15 protein-coding genes are annotated in these 13,928 nt (G+C 59.0%); 9 read left to right on the forward strand and 6 right to left on the reverse strand.

Going from position 1 to position 13,928, the window contains the following annotated elements; translation table 11 throughout:
• The first annotated feature begins 58 nt into the window (after positions 1-58).
• Positions 59-487 (forward strand): OsmC family protein, encoded by a 429-nt coding sequence (locus tag ACNY69_RS00345; RefSeq protein WP_111140902.1) that lies wholly within the window; start codon positions 59-61, stop codon positions 485-487.
• A gap of 344 nt (positions 488-831) precedes the next feature.
• Here the strand turns inward: ACNY69_RS00345 and ACNY69_RS00350 are convergent, their stop codons facing one another.
• From ACNY69_RS00350 to ACNY69_RS00360, 3 genes are all read right to left on the reverse strand, one after another.
• Entirely contained in the window at positions 832-1,062 is a 231-nt protein-coding gene (locus ACNY69_RS00350) for a hypothetical protein (protein ID WP_111140901.1), read from the reverse strand.
• Between the two features lie 98 nt (positions 1,063-1,160).
• Complete coding sequence (locus tag ACNY69_RS00355) at positions 1,161-1,331, reverse strand: hypothetical protein (RefSeq protein WP_003850083.1); 171 nt, start codon at positions 1,329-1,331, stop codon at positions 1,161-1,163.
• A 171-nt stretch (positions 1,332-1,502) separates the two neighbouring features.
• Positions 1,503-2,153 carry a CPBP family intramembrane glutamic endopeptidase gene (locus ACNY69_RS00360; RefSeq protein ID WP_111140900.1) on the reverse strand — a complete coding sequence of 217 codons (651 nt, stop codon included), beginning with the start codon at positions 2,151-2,153 and terminating at the stop codon, positions 1,503-1,505.
• Between the two features lie 210 nt (positions 2,154-2,363).
• Here ACNY69_RS00360 and ACNY69_RS00365 point away from each other — a divergent pair, with 210 nt between their 5' ends.
• The 3 genes from ACNY69_RS00365 (at position 2,364) to ACNY69_RS00375 (ending at position 6,012) form a co-directional block, all read left to right on the forward strand.
• On the forward strand, positions 2,364-4,967 hold the full coding sequence (locus tag ACNY69_RS00365; protein WP_111140899.1) for a bifunctional diguanylate cyclase/phosphodiesterase: 2,604 nt from the start codon (positions 2,364-2,366) through the stop codon (positions 4,965-4,967).
• Positions 4,968-5,243: 276 nt separating this feature from the next.
• On the forward strand, positions 5,244-5,540 hold the full coding sequence (locus ACNY69_RS00370) for an I78 family peptidase inhibitor (protein ID WP_111140910.1): 297 nt from the start codon (positions 5,244-5,246) through the stop codon (positions 5,538-5,540).
• Between the two features lie 154 nt (positions 5,541-5,694).
• Complete coding sequence (locus ACNY69_RS00375; protein ID WP_111140898.1) at positions 5,695-6,012, forward strand: hypothetical protein; 318 nt, start codon at positions 5,695-5,697, stop codon at positions 6,010-6,012.
• 8 nt (positions 6,013-6,020) lie between these two features.
• On the opposite strand, the gene ACNY69_RS00380 is transcribed toward ACNY69_RS00375, so the two are convergent.
• The gene (locus tag ACNY69_RS00380; protein ID WP_111140897.1) at positions 6,021-6,272 is read right to left on the reverse strand and encodes a biofilm development regulator YmgB/AriR family protein; all 252 of its coding nucleotides are present in this window, start codon (positions 6,270-6,272) and stop codon (positions 6,021-6,023) included.
• 57 nt (positions 6,273-6,329) lie between these two features.
• Between ACNY69_RS00380 and ACNY69_RS00385 the strand changes: the two genes are divergently transcribed.
• Entirely contained in the window at positions 6,330-6,626 is a 297-nt protein-coding gene (locus ACNY69_RS00385) for a hypothetical protein (protein WP_146240865.1), read from the forward strand.
• Between the two features lie 204 nt (positions 6,627-6,830).
• Here the strand turns inward: ACNY69_RS00385 and ACNY69_RS00390 are convergent, their stop codons facing one another.
• The gene (locus ACNY69_RS00390) at positions 6,831-9,962 is read right to left on the reverse strand and encodes a beta-galactosidase (RefSeq protein ID WP_418797112.1); all 3,132 of its coding nucleotides are present in this window, start codon (positions 9,960-9,962) and stop codon (positions 6,831-6,833) included.
• A 254-nt stretch (positions 9,963-10,216) separates the two neighbouring features.
• Here ACNY69_RS00390 and ACNY69_RS00395 point away from each other — a divergent pair, with 254 nt between their 5' ends.
• The 4 genes from ACNY69_RS00395 to ACNY69_RS00410 all read left to right on the forward strand — a co-directional run bounded on the left by ACNY69_RS00395 (position 10,217) and on the right by ACNY69_RS00410 (position 12,951).
• Entirely contained in the window at positions 10,217-10,357 is a 141-nt protein-coding gene (locus ACNY69_RS00395) for a hypothetical protein (RefSeq protein WP_199560026.1), read from the forward strand.
• A 197-nt stretch (positions 10,358-10,554) separates the two neighbouring features.
• Positions 10,555-10,803, forward strand: a complete 249-nt coding sequence (iraP, locus tag ACNY69_RS00400) for an anti-adapter protein IraP (RefSeq protein ID WP_293770914.1) — start codon at positions 10,555-10,557, stop codon at positions 10,801-10,803.
• Between the two features lie 114 nt (positions 10,804-10,917).
• The gene (locus ACNY69_RS00405) at positions 10,918-11,220 is read left to right on the forward strand and encodes a PsiF family protein (RefSeq protein ID WP_111140893.1); all 303 of its coding nucleotides are present in this window, start codon (positions 10,918-10,920) and stop codon (positions 11,218-11,220) included.
• A 204-nt stretch (positions 11,221-11,424) separates the two neighbouring features.
• On the forward strand, positions 11,425-12,951 hold the full coding sequence (locus ACNY69_RS00410; RefSeq protein ID WP_418797114.1) for an FAD-dependent oxidoreductase: 1,527 nt from the start codon (positions 11,425-11,427) through the stop codon (positions 12,949-12,951).
• 54 nt (positions 12,952-13,005) lie between these two features.
• Here ACNY69_RS00410 and proC read toward each other — a convergent pair whose 3' ends face one another.
• Entirely contained in the window at positions 13,006-13,818 is an 813-nt protein-coding gene (proC, locus tag ACNY69_RS00415; RefSeq protein WP_418797115.1) for a pyrroline-5-carboxylate reductase, read from the reverse strand.
• Positions 13,819-13,928: the final 110 nt, after the last annotated feature.

Below are 13,928 nucleotides of genomic sequence, written 5' to 3' on the forward strand. Positions count from 1 at the left end.
GCCTGCGAAAGCGAATGTATTGTCTATACTTACCACCTTAACCAACAGGAGGAATGACATGACCATTCATAAGAAAGGCTCGGCGCATTGGGAAGGCGACATCAAAGGTAAAGGCACGGTCAGCACCGAGAGCGGTGTGCTGAGCCAGCAACCCTATGGTTTCAACACCCGTTTCGAAGGTGGCAAAGGCACCAACCCGGAAGAGCTGATCGGTGCAGCGCATGCGGCCTGCTTCTCAATGGCCCTGTCGCTGATGCTGGGTAATGAAGGCCACACGCCGCAGAGCATCGACACCACGGCTGACGTGTCACTGGATAAGAAAGGCGACGGCTTTGCCATCACTAAAGTGGCGCTGACCAGTACCGTCTCTCTGCCCGGTATTGATGAGTCCGCCTTTGATGAGATCATCAATAAAGCCAAAGCGGGCTGCCCGGTTTCTCAGTTGCTGAACGCGGAAATTACGCTGGATTACACTCTGAACAACTGATGAGTGCCGCGGGTCGCCGCAGGGCGGCCCGGGCGTGATACTCTGCACCTTCGGTCCTGTCGGGACCAGAACCGATGCGCCCTCTGGCGCATTTTTCATTTTCTGACAGTCTGACAGCGAGGAAACCAGGGTGACGGGGAAGCGGGGGGCAGATGAGCACAATAAAAGCGTTTGGCCGGGCCTCTTTTGGGCGTTGCTGCGGCTATGCCGGGCAGCCACTCTCCGGGCCTGAACCATGAAAGGCATGGACCGTCATACGCTGGGGCTGCTACTGATGCTGATTATCGTGCTGGAGGCCGTCCACTTTCTGCTTACGGCCTCGTGGCTGCCGTGGGGATAGCCGGTTACGCCCAGGCATCTTCTCGCCGTCGGGTGCGTACGTCGCTGCGCGCAATCTTATAAGCTTTGCGTGGATCGCCCACCACAAACTCAAAGGTTGGCGTGTAGTAAAAGGGTAACCAGCCGCCATAGCTGCTCTCCCACTCCCATCGGACGGGGCAGGGCCACAGAATGCCATCATATAAAAGATAATAAACCCAGCGTCCACCAGGACGACGGGGGCGTGATGTTTTCATGGGATTCACAACGGTAGTGGTTCACAACAGCTTATATTTTGTACGCTAAAGCGCCAGCTTGCAACGTTGCCGCCAGCTTTATTGACGCTGGTCCTGAATCAGCGATGAACTTCACCACAGAGCAGGACCACATTGGGTCTGACTTTATGGATACGATTGGCCATCGTTTCGCAGTCAACTTTGGTCGGATAGATGCGCTCCGAGACCGGCAGCGCCTCACAGGCATCGTAACCGCACGCGCTCACTAACAACACAAATCCTATTAACATGGTTCCTCTCCTTAACACGGTCTGGTGGTCCGGACTGTGGCGCTTTTTATCCTTTTTTAACATCCAGTATAGACAAACGTGACGGGGCGGCATGAACAGTGTGGGCGGAAGCCCGCCTGGCCCGGAGACAGCGGGGATGTTCAGGCGCCGCAGAAAAGGGGACGCCAGAGGTTAACCGGCAAAATACCAGGCGGGCAGCAGCGCGATCAGGTTATTCAGCGTGTGCAGGAAAATAGGCAGCGCCAGACTGTTACTCCGCAGCCGGGCATAGCAGAGCAGCAGCGAAAAGAGCGTCAGGGCAAGCAGCGTCTGCCAGTGCACATACTGGGTATGCATCACCGCAAACAGCAGGGAGGTCAGCAGCATACAGGCGAAGCGGCTGCGGGGGGCCCACAGCAGGAAACCCTGCAACAGAAAACCGCGAAACAGGACCTCTTCAAACACCGGGGCCAGCAGCACGGCAGTCAGCAGCAGGATCAGTAGCGAATTACGACCCTGCTGGGCCTGCATCACCAGCCACCCTTCCGGCTGCATGAACTGCATCTGTGCCGCCATCAGAACAAACAGCGCACCCGTAAACAGCAACGTTTGCAGCGTGCAGAGCTCACCCAGCGGCAAATCGGAGCGGCGCTGGCAGTAGAAGCGATAGAGCGGATAAATGACCGCAAATTCAAACAGGCAGAGTACCGGCACCAGCAGGCCGTCATTACGCAGCACGCTGTAGTTGGGGAACAGCGTGATCAGCATGGTAACCAGGTAATAGACCACAAAGCTGCCGACGTAGAACAGCGTCAGGGTCACTCTGTCGGAATTGGTGTTCATAGGCGACTCAGCCAGCGAAGGTTAGCGCATAGTAGCAACGCCCCCGATCGCTGTCGAGTCAGCCGGTAACAATCTTAAAGCGCTAAATTTTAACCGCAGACTAAACACCCGACCAGGCCAGCCGATAACTGAGAAAACTTATTGGTTCAGCAGCCATGTTGTCCTGCAGGCCACCCGTTTCAAACCCTGAATGTGTAGTGAGCACTTTTGATGACTTTTAATCCTCCGGCGCCGCCGTCAGCGCCATTCAGCCATGCTACAGAAGATCGCACTGTCCGCTTTACGCGGCGCAGCCTGCGCACGCTTTCGCTGCTGCTGTTTGGCGTGCTGGTGCTCTCAATGCTGATGGTGCTGACAATTGCGCAGCGGCAGAACAGTGTCTCGGTGGAGCATGACCGGCTGCTGATGCAGCAGGCGTGGAAAACCCGGCAGGAGGCGATGGTCACCGACATCCGGGATTATGCGTTCTGGGGCGAAGCCTGGCGCAATCTGCATGTCAGGGTCAACAAAGTCTGGGCGTATGATGAAGAGAACTTTGGCCCCGGACTCTACGAAGAGTACCACTATGAGGGCGTGTTTGTGGTCGATGGCCAGGGCCGTACCACGTACACCGTGATCGATGGCAGGCTCACCGAGACGCCACTGGAGGCCTGGCTGGGTAAAGAGGCGCAGTCGCTGATTGCGGACAGCCGTCGGCTCAACAACAAGGCGATAACACGGGATGTGCTGGTCAACCACACGCCCGCCATCGTGGTAGCTGCCCCGATCAGCAGTGGCAAAATAGCCAATGTGCCGCCAGTGGCAGGACCGCCATCCGTGATGGTCTTTGTGAATCTGTTCACGCCGGAAAAACTTCAGGCGCTGGGGGCGACGCTGGATGTGCGCGACCTGCGTCTGCCGGCTGGTGAAGAGGATGCGATGCATGAACCCCGTATGGTGCTGACGCCGCCAGGCGGCGAGTCGATTGTGCTGCGCTGGACGTCAAAAATGCCGGGCCTGGGCCTGCTCTGTTTTCTGCTGCCGCTGCTGATACTGATGGCGATCATCATCGGCATGATTACCCGGCGCGTCAGCCGCCACGCGCTCTCCAACGCCATTCTCTCTGACCGGCGCTTTGCGCTGCTGGCGATCAGTCAGCAGGAGCTGGCCAACAGTGAAGCGCGCTTTCGCGACCTCGCTGAAGCGGCATCAGACTGGATCTGGGAAACTGATGAAGAGGGCCGGCTGGTCTATCTCTCGGCGCGCTTTCACACCGTGACCGGCCACGACATCACACACTGGCTGGGACGTCATATCGATCAGCTGCTGACACATCCCAGCCATTCGCTGGTCGCCTGGCTGCGGCGTCAGGAGCAGGACGGGCAGACGATGCCGCTGCGCTGCCAGTTTATGTCTGCGCAGGGGCATCGGCGCATCGGCCAGCTGGTCGCGAAAACGATCTGGCGTGACGCGCAACGCATCGGCTTTCGCGGCACGGTATCGGACATCACCCAGGGCATGGAAGCGGAGGCGCGCATTCAGTTTCTGTCGCGTCACGATGTCTTAACCGGCCTGTCGAACCGCATCCAGCTGCAGGAGTTTCTGGCGCTGCACCTTGAGCAGCCCGAAAACAGGGTGCCGCTGACGCTGATTACCCTGGATCTCGATCAGTTCAGGCCGATCAACGAAACCTGGGGCCACGCGACGGGCGATGAGGTACTGAGTCAGGTCGCGCAGCGCCTGAAGCGTTGTATCGGCCCGCAGGAGCTGGTTGCGCGGTTAAGTGGTGATGAGTTTGTGCTGGTGCTGCGTGACACGAACCGTGAGCGGGTTGACCAGCGGTGCGCGCATCTGGTTCACGAGATCCAGCAGCCGATCAGCACGGGCCAGCATGTTCACTATCTCACCATCAGCATGGGGATCGCCTGCGTTCCGCAGGATGCTACCCATGCCGAAGTGCTGCTGCGCATGGCGGATATCGCACTGAACGAGGCGCGCGAAGCGGGGCGCAATCAGTGGGTCTGGTATGCCAATGAGATGGCCAGCCAGCGGGAAGATAAGCGTGAGATGGCGCGCCGGATTGAAAAGGCGCTGAAGAACAATGAGTTTCGCCTGCACTATCAGCCCCGTTACCAGCTGCTTACCGGACAGCTGGCAGGGGCGGAGGCGCTGATTCGCTGGCAGATTGCCCCGGATCAGTGGATTACGCCCGACCATTTTATTCCGCTGGCGGAAGAGAACGGCCTGATCGCCAGCATCAGCGACTGGGTGCTGATGCGCGCCTGTGAAGACGCACTGGGCTGGGGTGGCGATCGCTACGTTTCCGTCAATATTTCACCGATGGAGTTCCGCACCAGCGATCTGGTGCAGCGGGTCGCGAATGCGCTGGCAAAAAGTGGTCTGCCGGCGACCTGTCTGGAGCTGGAGATCACCGAGAACGTCACCCTGGAGCATCCGCAACATGCGCTGGAGGTGATGCAGGGATTACGCTCACTGGGGGTGAGGCTGACGGTGGATGATTTTGGAACGGGCTATGCGGCGCTGGGCTATCTGAAGACGTTTCCGTTTAACGGTCTGAAGATCGATCGCTCCTGGATGAAAGACTTCCCGGAATCGCAGCAGGCGCAGTCGGTGGTGGCCGGGATTATTGCGCTGGCGCGCGCTTTTGCCCTGACAATTACCGCCGAGGGCATTGAGACAGAAGCGCAGCTGAATCAGCTAAAACAGCTCTCGTGCGAAGAGGGGCAAGGCTACTTCCTCGGTCGGCCGATGCCGCTGGCAGCATTCAGTACGCTTCTGGAAAGGACCGCGCAGAATCCGGCTGAAATCCATTAACGGACTTTGACCGCGACGGCGGTCATCAGCATTGCGCAGACAATAAAGATTACCAGTTCCATCATGACCTCCTTAAGGCTAAGAACATTCCTATATAGTCTGGCGCCATCTCACCCCTTTTTTTAGGCACGGCGTGCGATTAATCTTAAAAAATCGCGCTGTGGGCCAGCCGGTTTCACGTGGGCTGTCATAACTTTATCTTTCCGGGCTTCAGACCGGCGGGCACGTTTTGCTACGCTTAGGGGAAAGTTTTACCCGTCCAACAGGAGAATGAACGTGAAATTTTATGGAAAAGGGCTGCTGGTAACTGGCCTGTTTGCACTCACCGCCTGTCAGTCTGCCTCTCAGCCCGACACCGCGCGCGTGGCTCAGGATCCCGAAACGGACCGCTGCGGCGCGTCTCAGTTTCAGAACTACGTTGGCAAACCCTTAACGGCGTTACAGGGGCAGCACTTCGATCAGCAGGTACGTCCTATTCCGTATAACGCGGCGGTCACGATGGACTTCAACCTCAGCCGGCTTAATTTTCTGGCCGACAAAAATGGCACGATCAGCTCGGTTTATTGTGGCTAACGGCAGCGATGTCATAGGGTTGTCATAATGACAGGCGAGGATAGCAGCGCGTCAGAGAGACGTCCTCGTCACACAATAAATAGTGCTCGTCTTGTTTATTCCCGCCCCGGCGGGAATTTTTTTAGCGCCTTCGGGCCGGAACAGGAGCAGAGAAATGAAACGCATCGTGGCACTCATGCCCGCACTGTTACTCAGCAGCATGCTGGCGCAGGCATCCAGCGCGGAAGCCTGGAAAAAGAGTCATGAAACGATGGTGCAGGCGTGCATTAACGCCAGCCACCTGAGCAAAGTCCGGGTGCTGGGTGACGCCATTGAGTATGACGATACTACCGGCTACAGCGTCCTGCTGCTGGAGGGACGCTATCCGCAGCGCCACATGCAGAACCAGCGGGGGCGGGAGTTGTGCCTGTTTCAGCGCAGCAGCGGGCGGGCCAGCGTCAGCGAAGCGGATAAACTGCGCTGGGTGAAATAGCGGGCGCGTTATTCCTCAGGCTGCGTCCCGATAAGCTGAGTCAGCAGGGCGCCGTAGCGTTGCAGCTGCATCTCGTCGCCCTCGACTTTCAGCTTATCAATCACCCGCGCAATAATAGCTTTATTGGTGGCGGGCTCTCCCGCTTCCATTAATTCACGCAGAATCACTGCCAGCAGGTCAGATTCAGGCGGCGTGCGCCAGTTCGGGCTGCTGAAATAGTCTCTGATTGCACGGCTGGCGCTGTCTGGTGCTGTACGCATTCCCCACCTCCGCTAAAACAGTGCCCGTTCTTATGGCGGGCATGCGCATGTCAGTCTATGAAGCTGATTCGCCTCAGCGTCGTCGGACGGTACCGTTTTTTTTGCGGAGGGCGTCGCGCCGATCAGAGAGATCGCCACACCGCCGTGACTGGCGGTTTTTTAAACATAGAAGCACCGCAGAATGTTGTCAGTAACAGAATGACCTATTTTTCCATATTGATGGGGGCGGGCAGAGAAACCGGGCGTCAGGCAGGCAGTGTCAGTCATCTGGCGGAAAAATGGGGTGGCGAATTGCGCGGCATCAACGGCGACCCGGCTTTTTGCCGCTGCTGTTTGTCGCCCTCTCTTTTGTGACCCGTACGACGCAGCCGGGCGAGCTGCGTTTTCTGCCGGGCTTCGCCGATGGCGCGATGATGCCTGCGGTGCGTCGACACAAACACTGGCCGGATCTTCGGTTATCACCCCCTCTTTTATGTTTCCTGGCTACTGCCGGGGGCGGCGGTGTTGGCGGCGGCAGGTTTTCGCCGGGTCTCCTGTCCACCGCCCTGGTGGTGCGGGTTAATGTGATGCGTCTGACGCGTTTTTACCGGCGTCCGGTGACCGCGCGACCGGCAGGCGAATCCTCAGCTCAGCCTGCCAGCGCTGCTGGGTCAGCAAAAATTCAGGACTGACGCTGGGACTCCAGGAGTCATCGCCGCCGACGCCCATGTGGCAGGCATCCAGATGCAGCCAGCAGCCCGCTTCCGGGCGCAACAGGTGGCGATGCGAGGTTTCACGCAGCTGCTCCAGGCTGAAGCGACTCAGTGAGAACGCAAAATCGCCGCTGACCTGCCAGCTGCCGCTGTCCAGTTCACGGGTGCCGCCACGCAGCCCGTTCTCGCCCGGGAACACGTAGGGCGTGAAAAGCTGCTCCAGCGGTTGCTGCCAGCGGGAAAACTGCGCGGCCAGCTGACGATCGGGGTAGTTTTCATGCGGCCCCAGACCAAGCCAGCTTACCTGCTCCGGGATCTGCGCCAGCTGACAGCGCACGCCGATGCGCGCGGGCGGCGGCAGGCCGCGCGACTGTTCAACCGCAAGCTGCAGCTGTAACTCGCCCTGGTCGTTGATCAGGTAACGTTTACGGCTGATAAAGGCGAGCCGATCGCAGGCGTACCAGCCATGCTGCGTTTCGATCAGCACCGACTGCGGCAGCGCATGGGCGGTCAGGGCGATCAGGCGGCTGTGCATCCGGTCATAACCGGCGGCTTTCCAGCGTTCGACCCAGGCATGCGGATCGACCCGCTCCGCTTCACTGGTGCCAATATCGTTGTCCAGCGGCGCCCGGATAAAGCAGTCCTGAAGGGGAGAGAGCAGCGTCGGCTGCTCATCCACCATCCACTGCGTCAGTTCACCGCTCTGGCGTGAAAAGTGCCAGCGCTGCTGCGGGTGGCTGACCACGATCTCATCGGCCGCCTCATGCAGAACCGGCGCCTCACCCGCTTCCGGCAGCGGCAGTAGCGCCATCGTCGAGGGCAGCGCCCACTGATCCCAGGCGACACGCCAGTCGGCGGGGCTCCACGCTGTCGGCTGGACCTGATAAACCGCGACATTAAGCCAGCAGTCGCCCTGCAGCGCGGGCGGTTCTGGCAGCGTGATGCGCTGCTGGCCCTGCGCGGCAATATCCAGCGGCACCTCCCCCTGCGCCACCACGTTGCCCGCCTGTTCGATGCACCAGCGCAGGATCTCGTTGTCGCTGTGGCGGAACAGGAAGTCGCTGCTGACCGTAAAGCTCAGCGGATTATCGGGATCGGCGGTAAACAGATAGAACTGCTGCGCACGCTGCGCTTCATAGAGTGCCGGATGCGGCGAGCGATCGGCAAACACCAGCCCGTTCATACAGAACTGACGATCGTTCGGCTTGTCGCCAAAGTCACCGCCGTAGGCCTGCCACGGATTGCCCCGATCGTCATAGCGGGTCAGGCTCTGATCGACCCAGTCCCAGACAAAGCCGCCCTGCAGGCGCGGAAACGACCGGAACGCCTGCCAGTACTTCGCGAACCCGCCAAAGCTGTTGCCCATGGCATGCGCATATTCACAGAGGATCAGCGGACGGGTTTCGCCCGGCAGGCCGATCCACTTCTTCAGCGACCATTTTGGCACGGCCGGGAACGGCTGATCCTCATCCACCCTGGCGTACATCGGACAGATAATATCGGTGGCGGCGGTATCGGCACCGCCGCCTTCATACTGAACCGGGCGGGTGGGATCGCTGCTTTTCACCCAGCGATACAGCGCATCGTGAGTCGCGCCATGCCCCGACTCATTGCCCAGCGACCAGATAATAATGCTGCAGTGGTTACGATCGCGCTGCACCATGCGCGTCACCCGTTCGCTATAGGCGGCGAACCAGCGTGGATCGTCGGAGAGCCGGTTCATCGGCTGCATCCCGTGCGTTTCGATATTCGCTTCATCCACCACATAGAGCCCATACTGATCGCAGAGCCGGTACCAGAGCGGATGGTTAGGGTAGTGCGAACAGCGCACCGCATTGAAATTGTGCTGTTTCATCAGGGCGATGTCGCGGCGCATGTCCGCTTCAGTCACCACCTGACCCCGCTCCGGGTGATGTTCATGACGGTTAGTGCCGCGGATCAGCAGCGGTTTGCCATTCAGACAGAGCAGGCCGTTATCGATGGTGACCTGACGGAAGCCCACGTCATACGCTTCCACCTCCACTACCTGCTGATCCGCATCCAGCAGCGCCAGCGTGGCGCGATAGAGATGGGGTGTTTCGGCGCTCCAGAGCGCGGGCTGCGGCACCGGCAGGGTGAGCAGTGCGCGTTCGGGGTAGTGACCCCGCTCATCGATAATGGCGCTGCCCAGCGGCTGCTGACACTGTGCAATCTGCTGCTCACCGCGCCACAGCGTAAGGCGCAGCTGGCAGGCTGAGGTGGCCGCTGCGGGCAGGGCAACGCGAACCCGGGCGCGCAGGTCAGCATGGGAAAATTCCGGGCTGAGCCGGGTTTCCAGCTGAACATCCGCCAGATGCACCTGAGGTTTGTGCAGCAGCGTGACGTCGCGGAAAATACCGCTCATCCGCCACATATCCTGATCTTCCAGATAGCTGCCGTCGCTCCAGCGCAGCACCATCACCGCCAGCCGGTTCTGGCCGGCCTGCAGCGCGTCGCTCAGGTCAAATTCCGCCGGCAGACGACTATCCTGCGAGTAACCGATCCAGTGGCCATTGCACCAGAGGTGAAAGGCGGAGTTGACCCCGTCAAAGATGATGCGGGTCTGTCCGGAAGCGAGCCACTCCGCGTCCGGCGTAAATGTGAGCGAGTAACATCCAGTGGGGTTGTCTGCCGGGACAAACGGCGGATTGACCGGAATCGGATACTGCACGTTGGTGTAGATGGGCGCATCAAAGCCGTGCATCTGCCAGTTGGCCGGGACAGGCAGGGTCGTAGCGTCCGGCAGATCCTGCAGCAGCCAGCTGGCGGGCACCGCCTCAGGTTGTGCAAAGTAACTGAATCCCCACTCTCCGTTGAGGCTGCGCAGTGAGGCGGAAGGGCGGTCATCGCGGGCGGCCATTTCATCGCGCCAGCTGGCGAACGGCGGATGTGCATCCAGCCGATGCAATGAGGTCACCACCGGGTTTTCCCAGTCGCGCCGGGAGAGAATATCGCTAAGAGCTGCCTGAGAGAGTGTCATGTGGGTATCCTGTAAATGTAATGCGCTCACAATGCGCAAAATTGCGCAGGCTGTAAAGAGTCCGCCGTCCCGATTCAGACAAATAATGTTGCCGCAAAACCTGGCGGAATGTTGTGATTGTGCCGCCTTACTGCGGGTAAACCGTTAAGTCTGGTCAGCAAAAATGAATAGCGGCCGGTTGCGGAGGAATCTCACTTGTCGCCATGCGGGGAGCTTCATACACTCAGCCCGATTTTTTTCACTCTGAGGTTATTATGATTCGAATCCTTAAGCTGGCGGCCATCCTGGCATTGGTCACAACGTTAAGCGGATGCCTCTTCCCGCCGCCGGGCGGCGGTGGCGGATGGGGCGGCCACGGTGGCGGGCCGGGCCGCGGATTTATCGATCCCCGTTAAGCGGAGTACGCGGCGGGCGAAACCGTTAACCGCCGCGCGGTCAGCCCGCAAAACGTTTCGCCCGCCAGAGTCAGCCGGTACCGGCGAAGAAAAGCGCCGGGATGCGGGCTAACTCACTGAAAAAAAGGCTGTTGCCCTCTGTTTTTTTAGCCAGCGTGGTGATAATTTCAGCGTTCCATCCTCGCTGAGGCAACAGTATGAAAAACCTGATTGCTGAGTTACTGGTTAAGCTGGCTGAAAAAGAGGCGACAGTGAAAGAGCAGGTGGCGCAGATCGAGGCGCTGGAAATTGTCGTCACCGCACTGATTCGCAAACTGGATCCGCAGCACCATCGCGAGATCATGACCACCATTGATAGCGCCATGGCCCATGTAGCCGATGACGATGATGATGCGCAACTGCTGCGCGACCACATCGACAGGCTGCTGCGGCATCCCCGCCACTGAGCCTTCCGCCCCCGCCGGGAATGGGATCTTCACATCACTTTGACCTGAAACATTTTCCGCTTTACTTATTCGCTGCCAGAATAACAGGGAACAATCCACACTGGAGATAACAGGATGAAAGTCGGTTTAATGGCAATGATGATGGCCGGTCTGCTGGTGAGTGGCGTGGCCGGTGCGGCAGAAAAAACCCCGCAGCAGGAGAAGATGACCGTCTGTAACCAGCATGCTAAATCGCAGGATCTCAAAGGGGATGCGCGCAAAACCTTTATGAGCGAATGCCTGAAGAAAGAGAGCAAGCTCTCACAGATGTCGCCGCAACAGATGAAGATGAAAAACTGTAACGGCGAGGCTGGCGAGAAAAAGTTAACGGGTGATGCGCGTAAAACCTTTATGAGCCAGTGCCTGAAAAAGAGCTGACCGCTTCTCCGGCCACTGCGGTGGCCGTTTCTTCCCGCCTCACTGTCCCGATTAAATTACCTGTTTAAACAACAGGTTAAATTTCTGATAAATATTCCTCCTCAGGCTTCCCGCTTCCTTTGCCACACTTACTGTTTGTGAGGATTTACGCAGAACGCTGTTCTGCTACGTCGCCCCCATCAGAAGCGCTAAAGGAGCCATGCCGTGAATTATCAATTTATCGTCGACCTGAACGATCTGCCCCAGCGACAGCCGGTTAAAAAAACGCTTGGCGAAACAGACCTGTTATTGATCCGTGACGGGGAACATGTCCGCGCTTACCAGGCGAAATGCCCTCACGCGGGTGCGCCGCTGGAGCAGGGCGCGATCTGCGGCGACCGGCTGGTCTGTCCGTGGCACAAAGCCGCCTTTGATCTGGCCGATGGCAAAATGTGTGAACCGCTGGCGCTGGCCGATCTTAAACAGTACCCGCTGCGCATCGAAGAGGGGCGGGTGCTGGTGAACCCGAAAGCGATGTCGCCTGCCGCACCGATTGGCAGCGGGGCGGCCGCACCGGTTTATGTGGTACTCGGCGGAGGGGCGGCAGGGAGCGCCGCGCTGTGGCGTCTGCGTCACGACGGCTTTAAAGGCCGGCTCATCCTGGTGGAACGCGAAGCGGACGCACCCTACGATCGCACCGCACTGACCAAATTTGTCCCCTCCGGCAAAATGGCGATCGACGAGGTGCCGCAGCTGCTGAAAGCCGATGTCATGGACCATGTTGAGCGTATTCAGGCCCGGGTAAGCCGTCTCGATGCGCAGCAAAAACGGCTGATCTTCGATGATGGCGAAACGCTGAATTTTGACAGGCTGCTGATCGCCAGCGGCGCCGCGCCGGTGCTGCCTGAACTTCCGGGCCGTGACCTGGAGGGCGTCCACCTGCTGCGCAGTAAAGCGCAGACGGATGCGCTGCTGAAGGCGGTGGATGCCACTCATAAGATTGTGATTATCGGCAACAGTTTTATCGGCACCGAACTGGCCTCTGCGCTGCGTAACCGTGATATCGATGTCACCGTGGTTGCCCGTCAGGCGCTGCCTTTTGCGAAACGGTTCGGCGAGCAGATTGGCCGCTATTTTTATCAGCTGCATGCGCAAAACGGCGTGAAGTGGGTGCAGGGCGAGATCGAAGCCCTGGAGGGGGAGCAGCAGGTCAGCGGCGTCCGGCTCAAAGGCGGGCAGCAGGTCTCGGCCAGCGTAGTGCTGTTTGCCACCGGCGTCAAACCGGTCACCGACTTTATCCACGATCTGCCGCTGGCTGAAGATGGCAGCCTGCAGACGGATGAACAGTTGCGGGTCGCGGACGCAATCTGGGCGGCCGGTGATATCGCTACCTATCCGTCAGCCCAGGGGCCGCTGCGCATTGAGCACTATCGTGTCGCCCATCAGCAGGGACAGACCGCCGCCTGGAATATGCTGGATCGGGCCGTCGCCTATGATCGTGTGCCGTTCTTCTGGACAGCCCAGTACGGCACCCGTTACGAGTATCTGGGTCATGCCGAAGAGTGGGACAATTTTCAGCTGCTCGGTTCGCTGGAGGAGAAGAAGTTTATGGCGTTTTATGGACAGCAGGGGAACGTGGCCGCGATCTGCTCATGCGGCCTCTACACGCTGACCGCTGAACTGATTGAACGGATGCAGCAGCCGATGACGCTGGAGGAGGCGGTGGCGCTCTGCCAGCCACACCTCGGTTAATGCGGGCGCAGGGCGACGGCGTGAGCCGGTTCGTCCTGCGTTTTCATGCCACCGTCAGCTGCGGCTCAGCGCCTCTGATTTCGCCATGCAGTGCTGCATCGCCTCAATCACCGCCGACCGCATCCCTTTCTGCTCCAGCACCCTGACCGCTTCGATGGTGGTGCCGCCAGGTGAACAGACCATATCTTTGAGTTCGGCAGGATGTTTGCCGGTGGTCAGCACCATCTCCGCTGCGCCTTTCACCGCCTGCGCCGCAAACTGGTAAGCCTGGGCGCGTGGCATGCCGCCAGAAACGGCCGCATCCGCCATCGCTTCGATAAACATAAACACATAGGCCGGTGCAGAGCCGCTGACGCCGACGACAGAGTGAATCAGATATTCATCCACCACCGCCGCGTTGCCAAAGCTCTCAAAGATCGCCACGACCTCGTCGATTTCAGCCTGCTCAACCAGCACATTTGGCGTCACCGAGGTCATACCCTGGCTCACCAGCGAAGGGGTATTCGGCATCGCCCGGACAATTTTGCGATCGTAACCCAGCACCGATGAGAGCGAGTCGAGCGTGACACCCGCTGCAATCGACACCACCATCGCCTCTTTTTTCAGGCTGCCCGACAGCTCTTTCAGGACTTTCAGGATGACATTCGGCTTCACCGCGCCGAAGAGAATGTCCACCTCGCGCGCCAGCGCCTCTGCGCTCTCTGCTGCACGAATGCCATACTCCTCCGCCATCGCCCGATTCGTTTCGGCTTTGCGGTCGTAGACGAAAATATCTGATGGAGTGACTTTTCCACTCTTTACCAGTCCGCCGACGATGGCTTTCGCCATGTTTCCGCCGCCAATAAACCCGATTTTTTTTGTCAGCACCGCTCTCTCCTCAGGACAGTCGTCATTTTGTTATCAGGCAGCTTACTTCAGCCAGCCTGAATAACAAGTCATCGTCACTGCCGGACAGCGCAGCGCAAATAAAATTTGCC

The sequence above is a fragment of the Pantoea graminicola genome (assembly GCF_048452665.1).
Taxonomy (GTDB): Bacteria; Pseudomonadota; Gammaproteobacteria; order Enterobacterales; family Enterobacteriaceae; genus Pantoea.

Excerpts from the sequence above, each read along its gene's own strand:
- ACNY69_RS00345 (WP_111140902.1), top strand. The coding sequence starts at position 59 with ATGACCATTCATAAGAAAGGCTCGGCGCATTGGGAAGGCGACATCAAA.
- ACNY69_RS00350 (WP_111140901.1), bottom strand. The coding sequence starts at position 1,062 with ATGAAAACATCACGCCCCCGTCGTCCTGGTGGACGCTGGGTTTATTAT.
- ACNY69_RS00355 (WP_003850083.1), bottom strand. The coding sequence starts at position 1,331 with ATGTTAATAGGATTTGTGTTGTTAGTGAGCGCGTGCGGTTACGATGCC.
- ACNY69_RS00360 (WP_111140900.1), bottom strand. The coding sequence starts at position 2,153 with ATGAACACCAATTCCGACAGAGTGACCCTGACGCTGTTCTACGTCGGC.
- ACNY69_RS00365 (WP_111140899.1), top strand. The coding sequence starts at position 2,364 with ATGACTTTTAATCCTCCGGCGCCGCCGTCAGCGCCATTCAGCCATGCT.
- ACNY69_RS00375 (WP_111140898.1), top strand. The coding sequence starts at position 5,695 with ATGAAACGCATCGTGGCACTCATGCCCGCACTGTTACTCAGCAGCATG.
- ACNY69_RS00380 (WP_111140897.1), bottom strand. The coding sequence starts at position 6,272 with ATGCGTACAGCACCAGACAGCGCCAGCCGTGCAATCAGAGACTATTTC.
- ACNY69_RS00385 (WP_146240865.1), top strand. The coding sequence starts at position 6,330 with ATGAAGCTGATTCGCCTCAGCGTCGTCGGACGGTACCGTTTTTTTTGC.
- ACNY69_RS00390 (WP_418797112.1), bottom strand. The coding sequence starts at position 9,962 with ATGACACTCTCTCAGGCAGCTCTTAGCGATATTCTCTCCCGGCGCGAC.
- ACNY69_RS00395 (WP_199560026.1), top strand. The coding sequence starts at position 10,217 with ATGATTCGAATCCTTAAGCTGGCGGCCATCCTGGCATTGGTCACAACG.
- iraP (WP_293770914.1), top strand. The coding sequence starts at position 10,555 with ATGAAAAACCTGATTGCTGAGTTACTGGTTAAGCTGGCTGAAAAAGAG.
- ACNY69_RS00405 (WP_111140893.1), top strand. The coding sequence starts at position 10,918 with ATGAAAGTCGGTTTAATGGCAATGATGATGGCCGGTCTGCTGGTGAGT.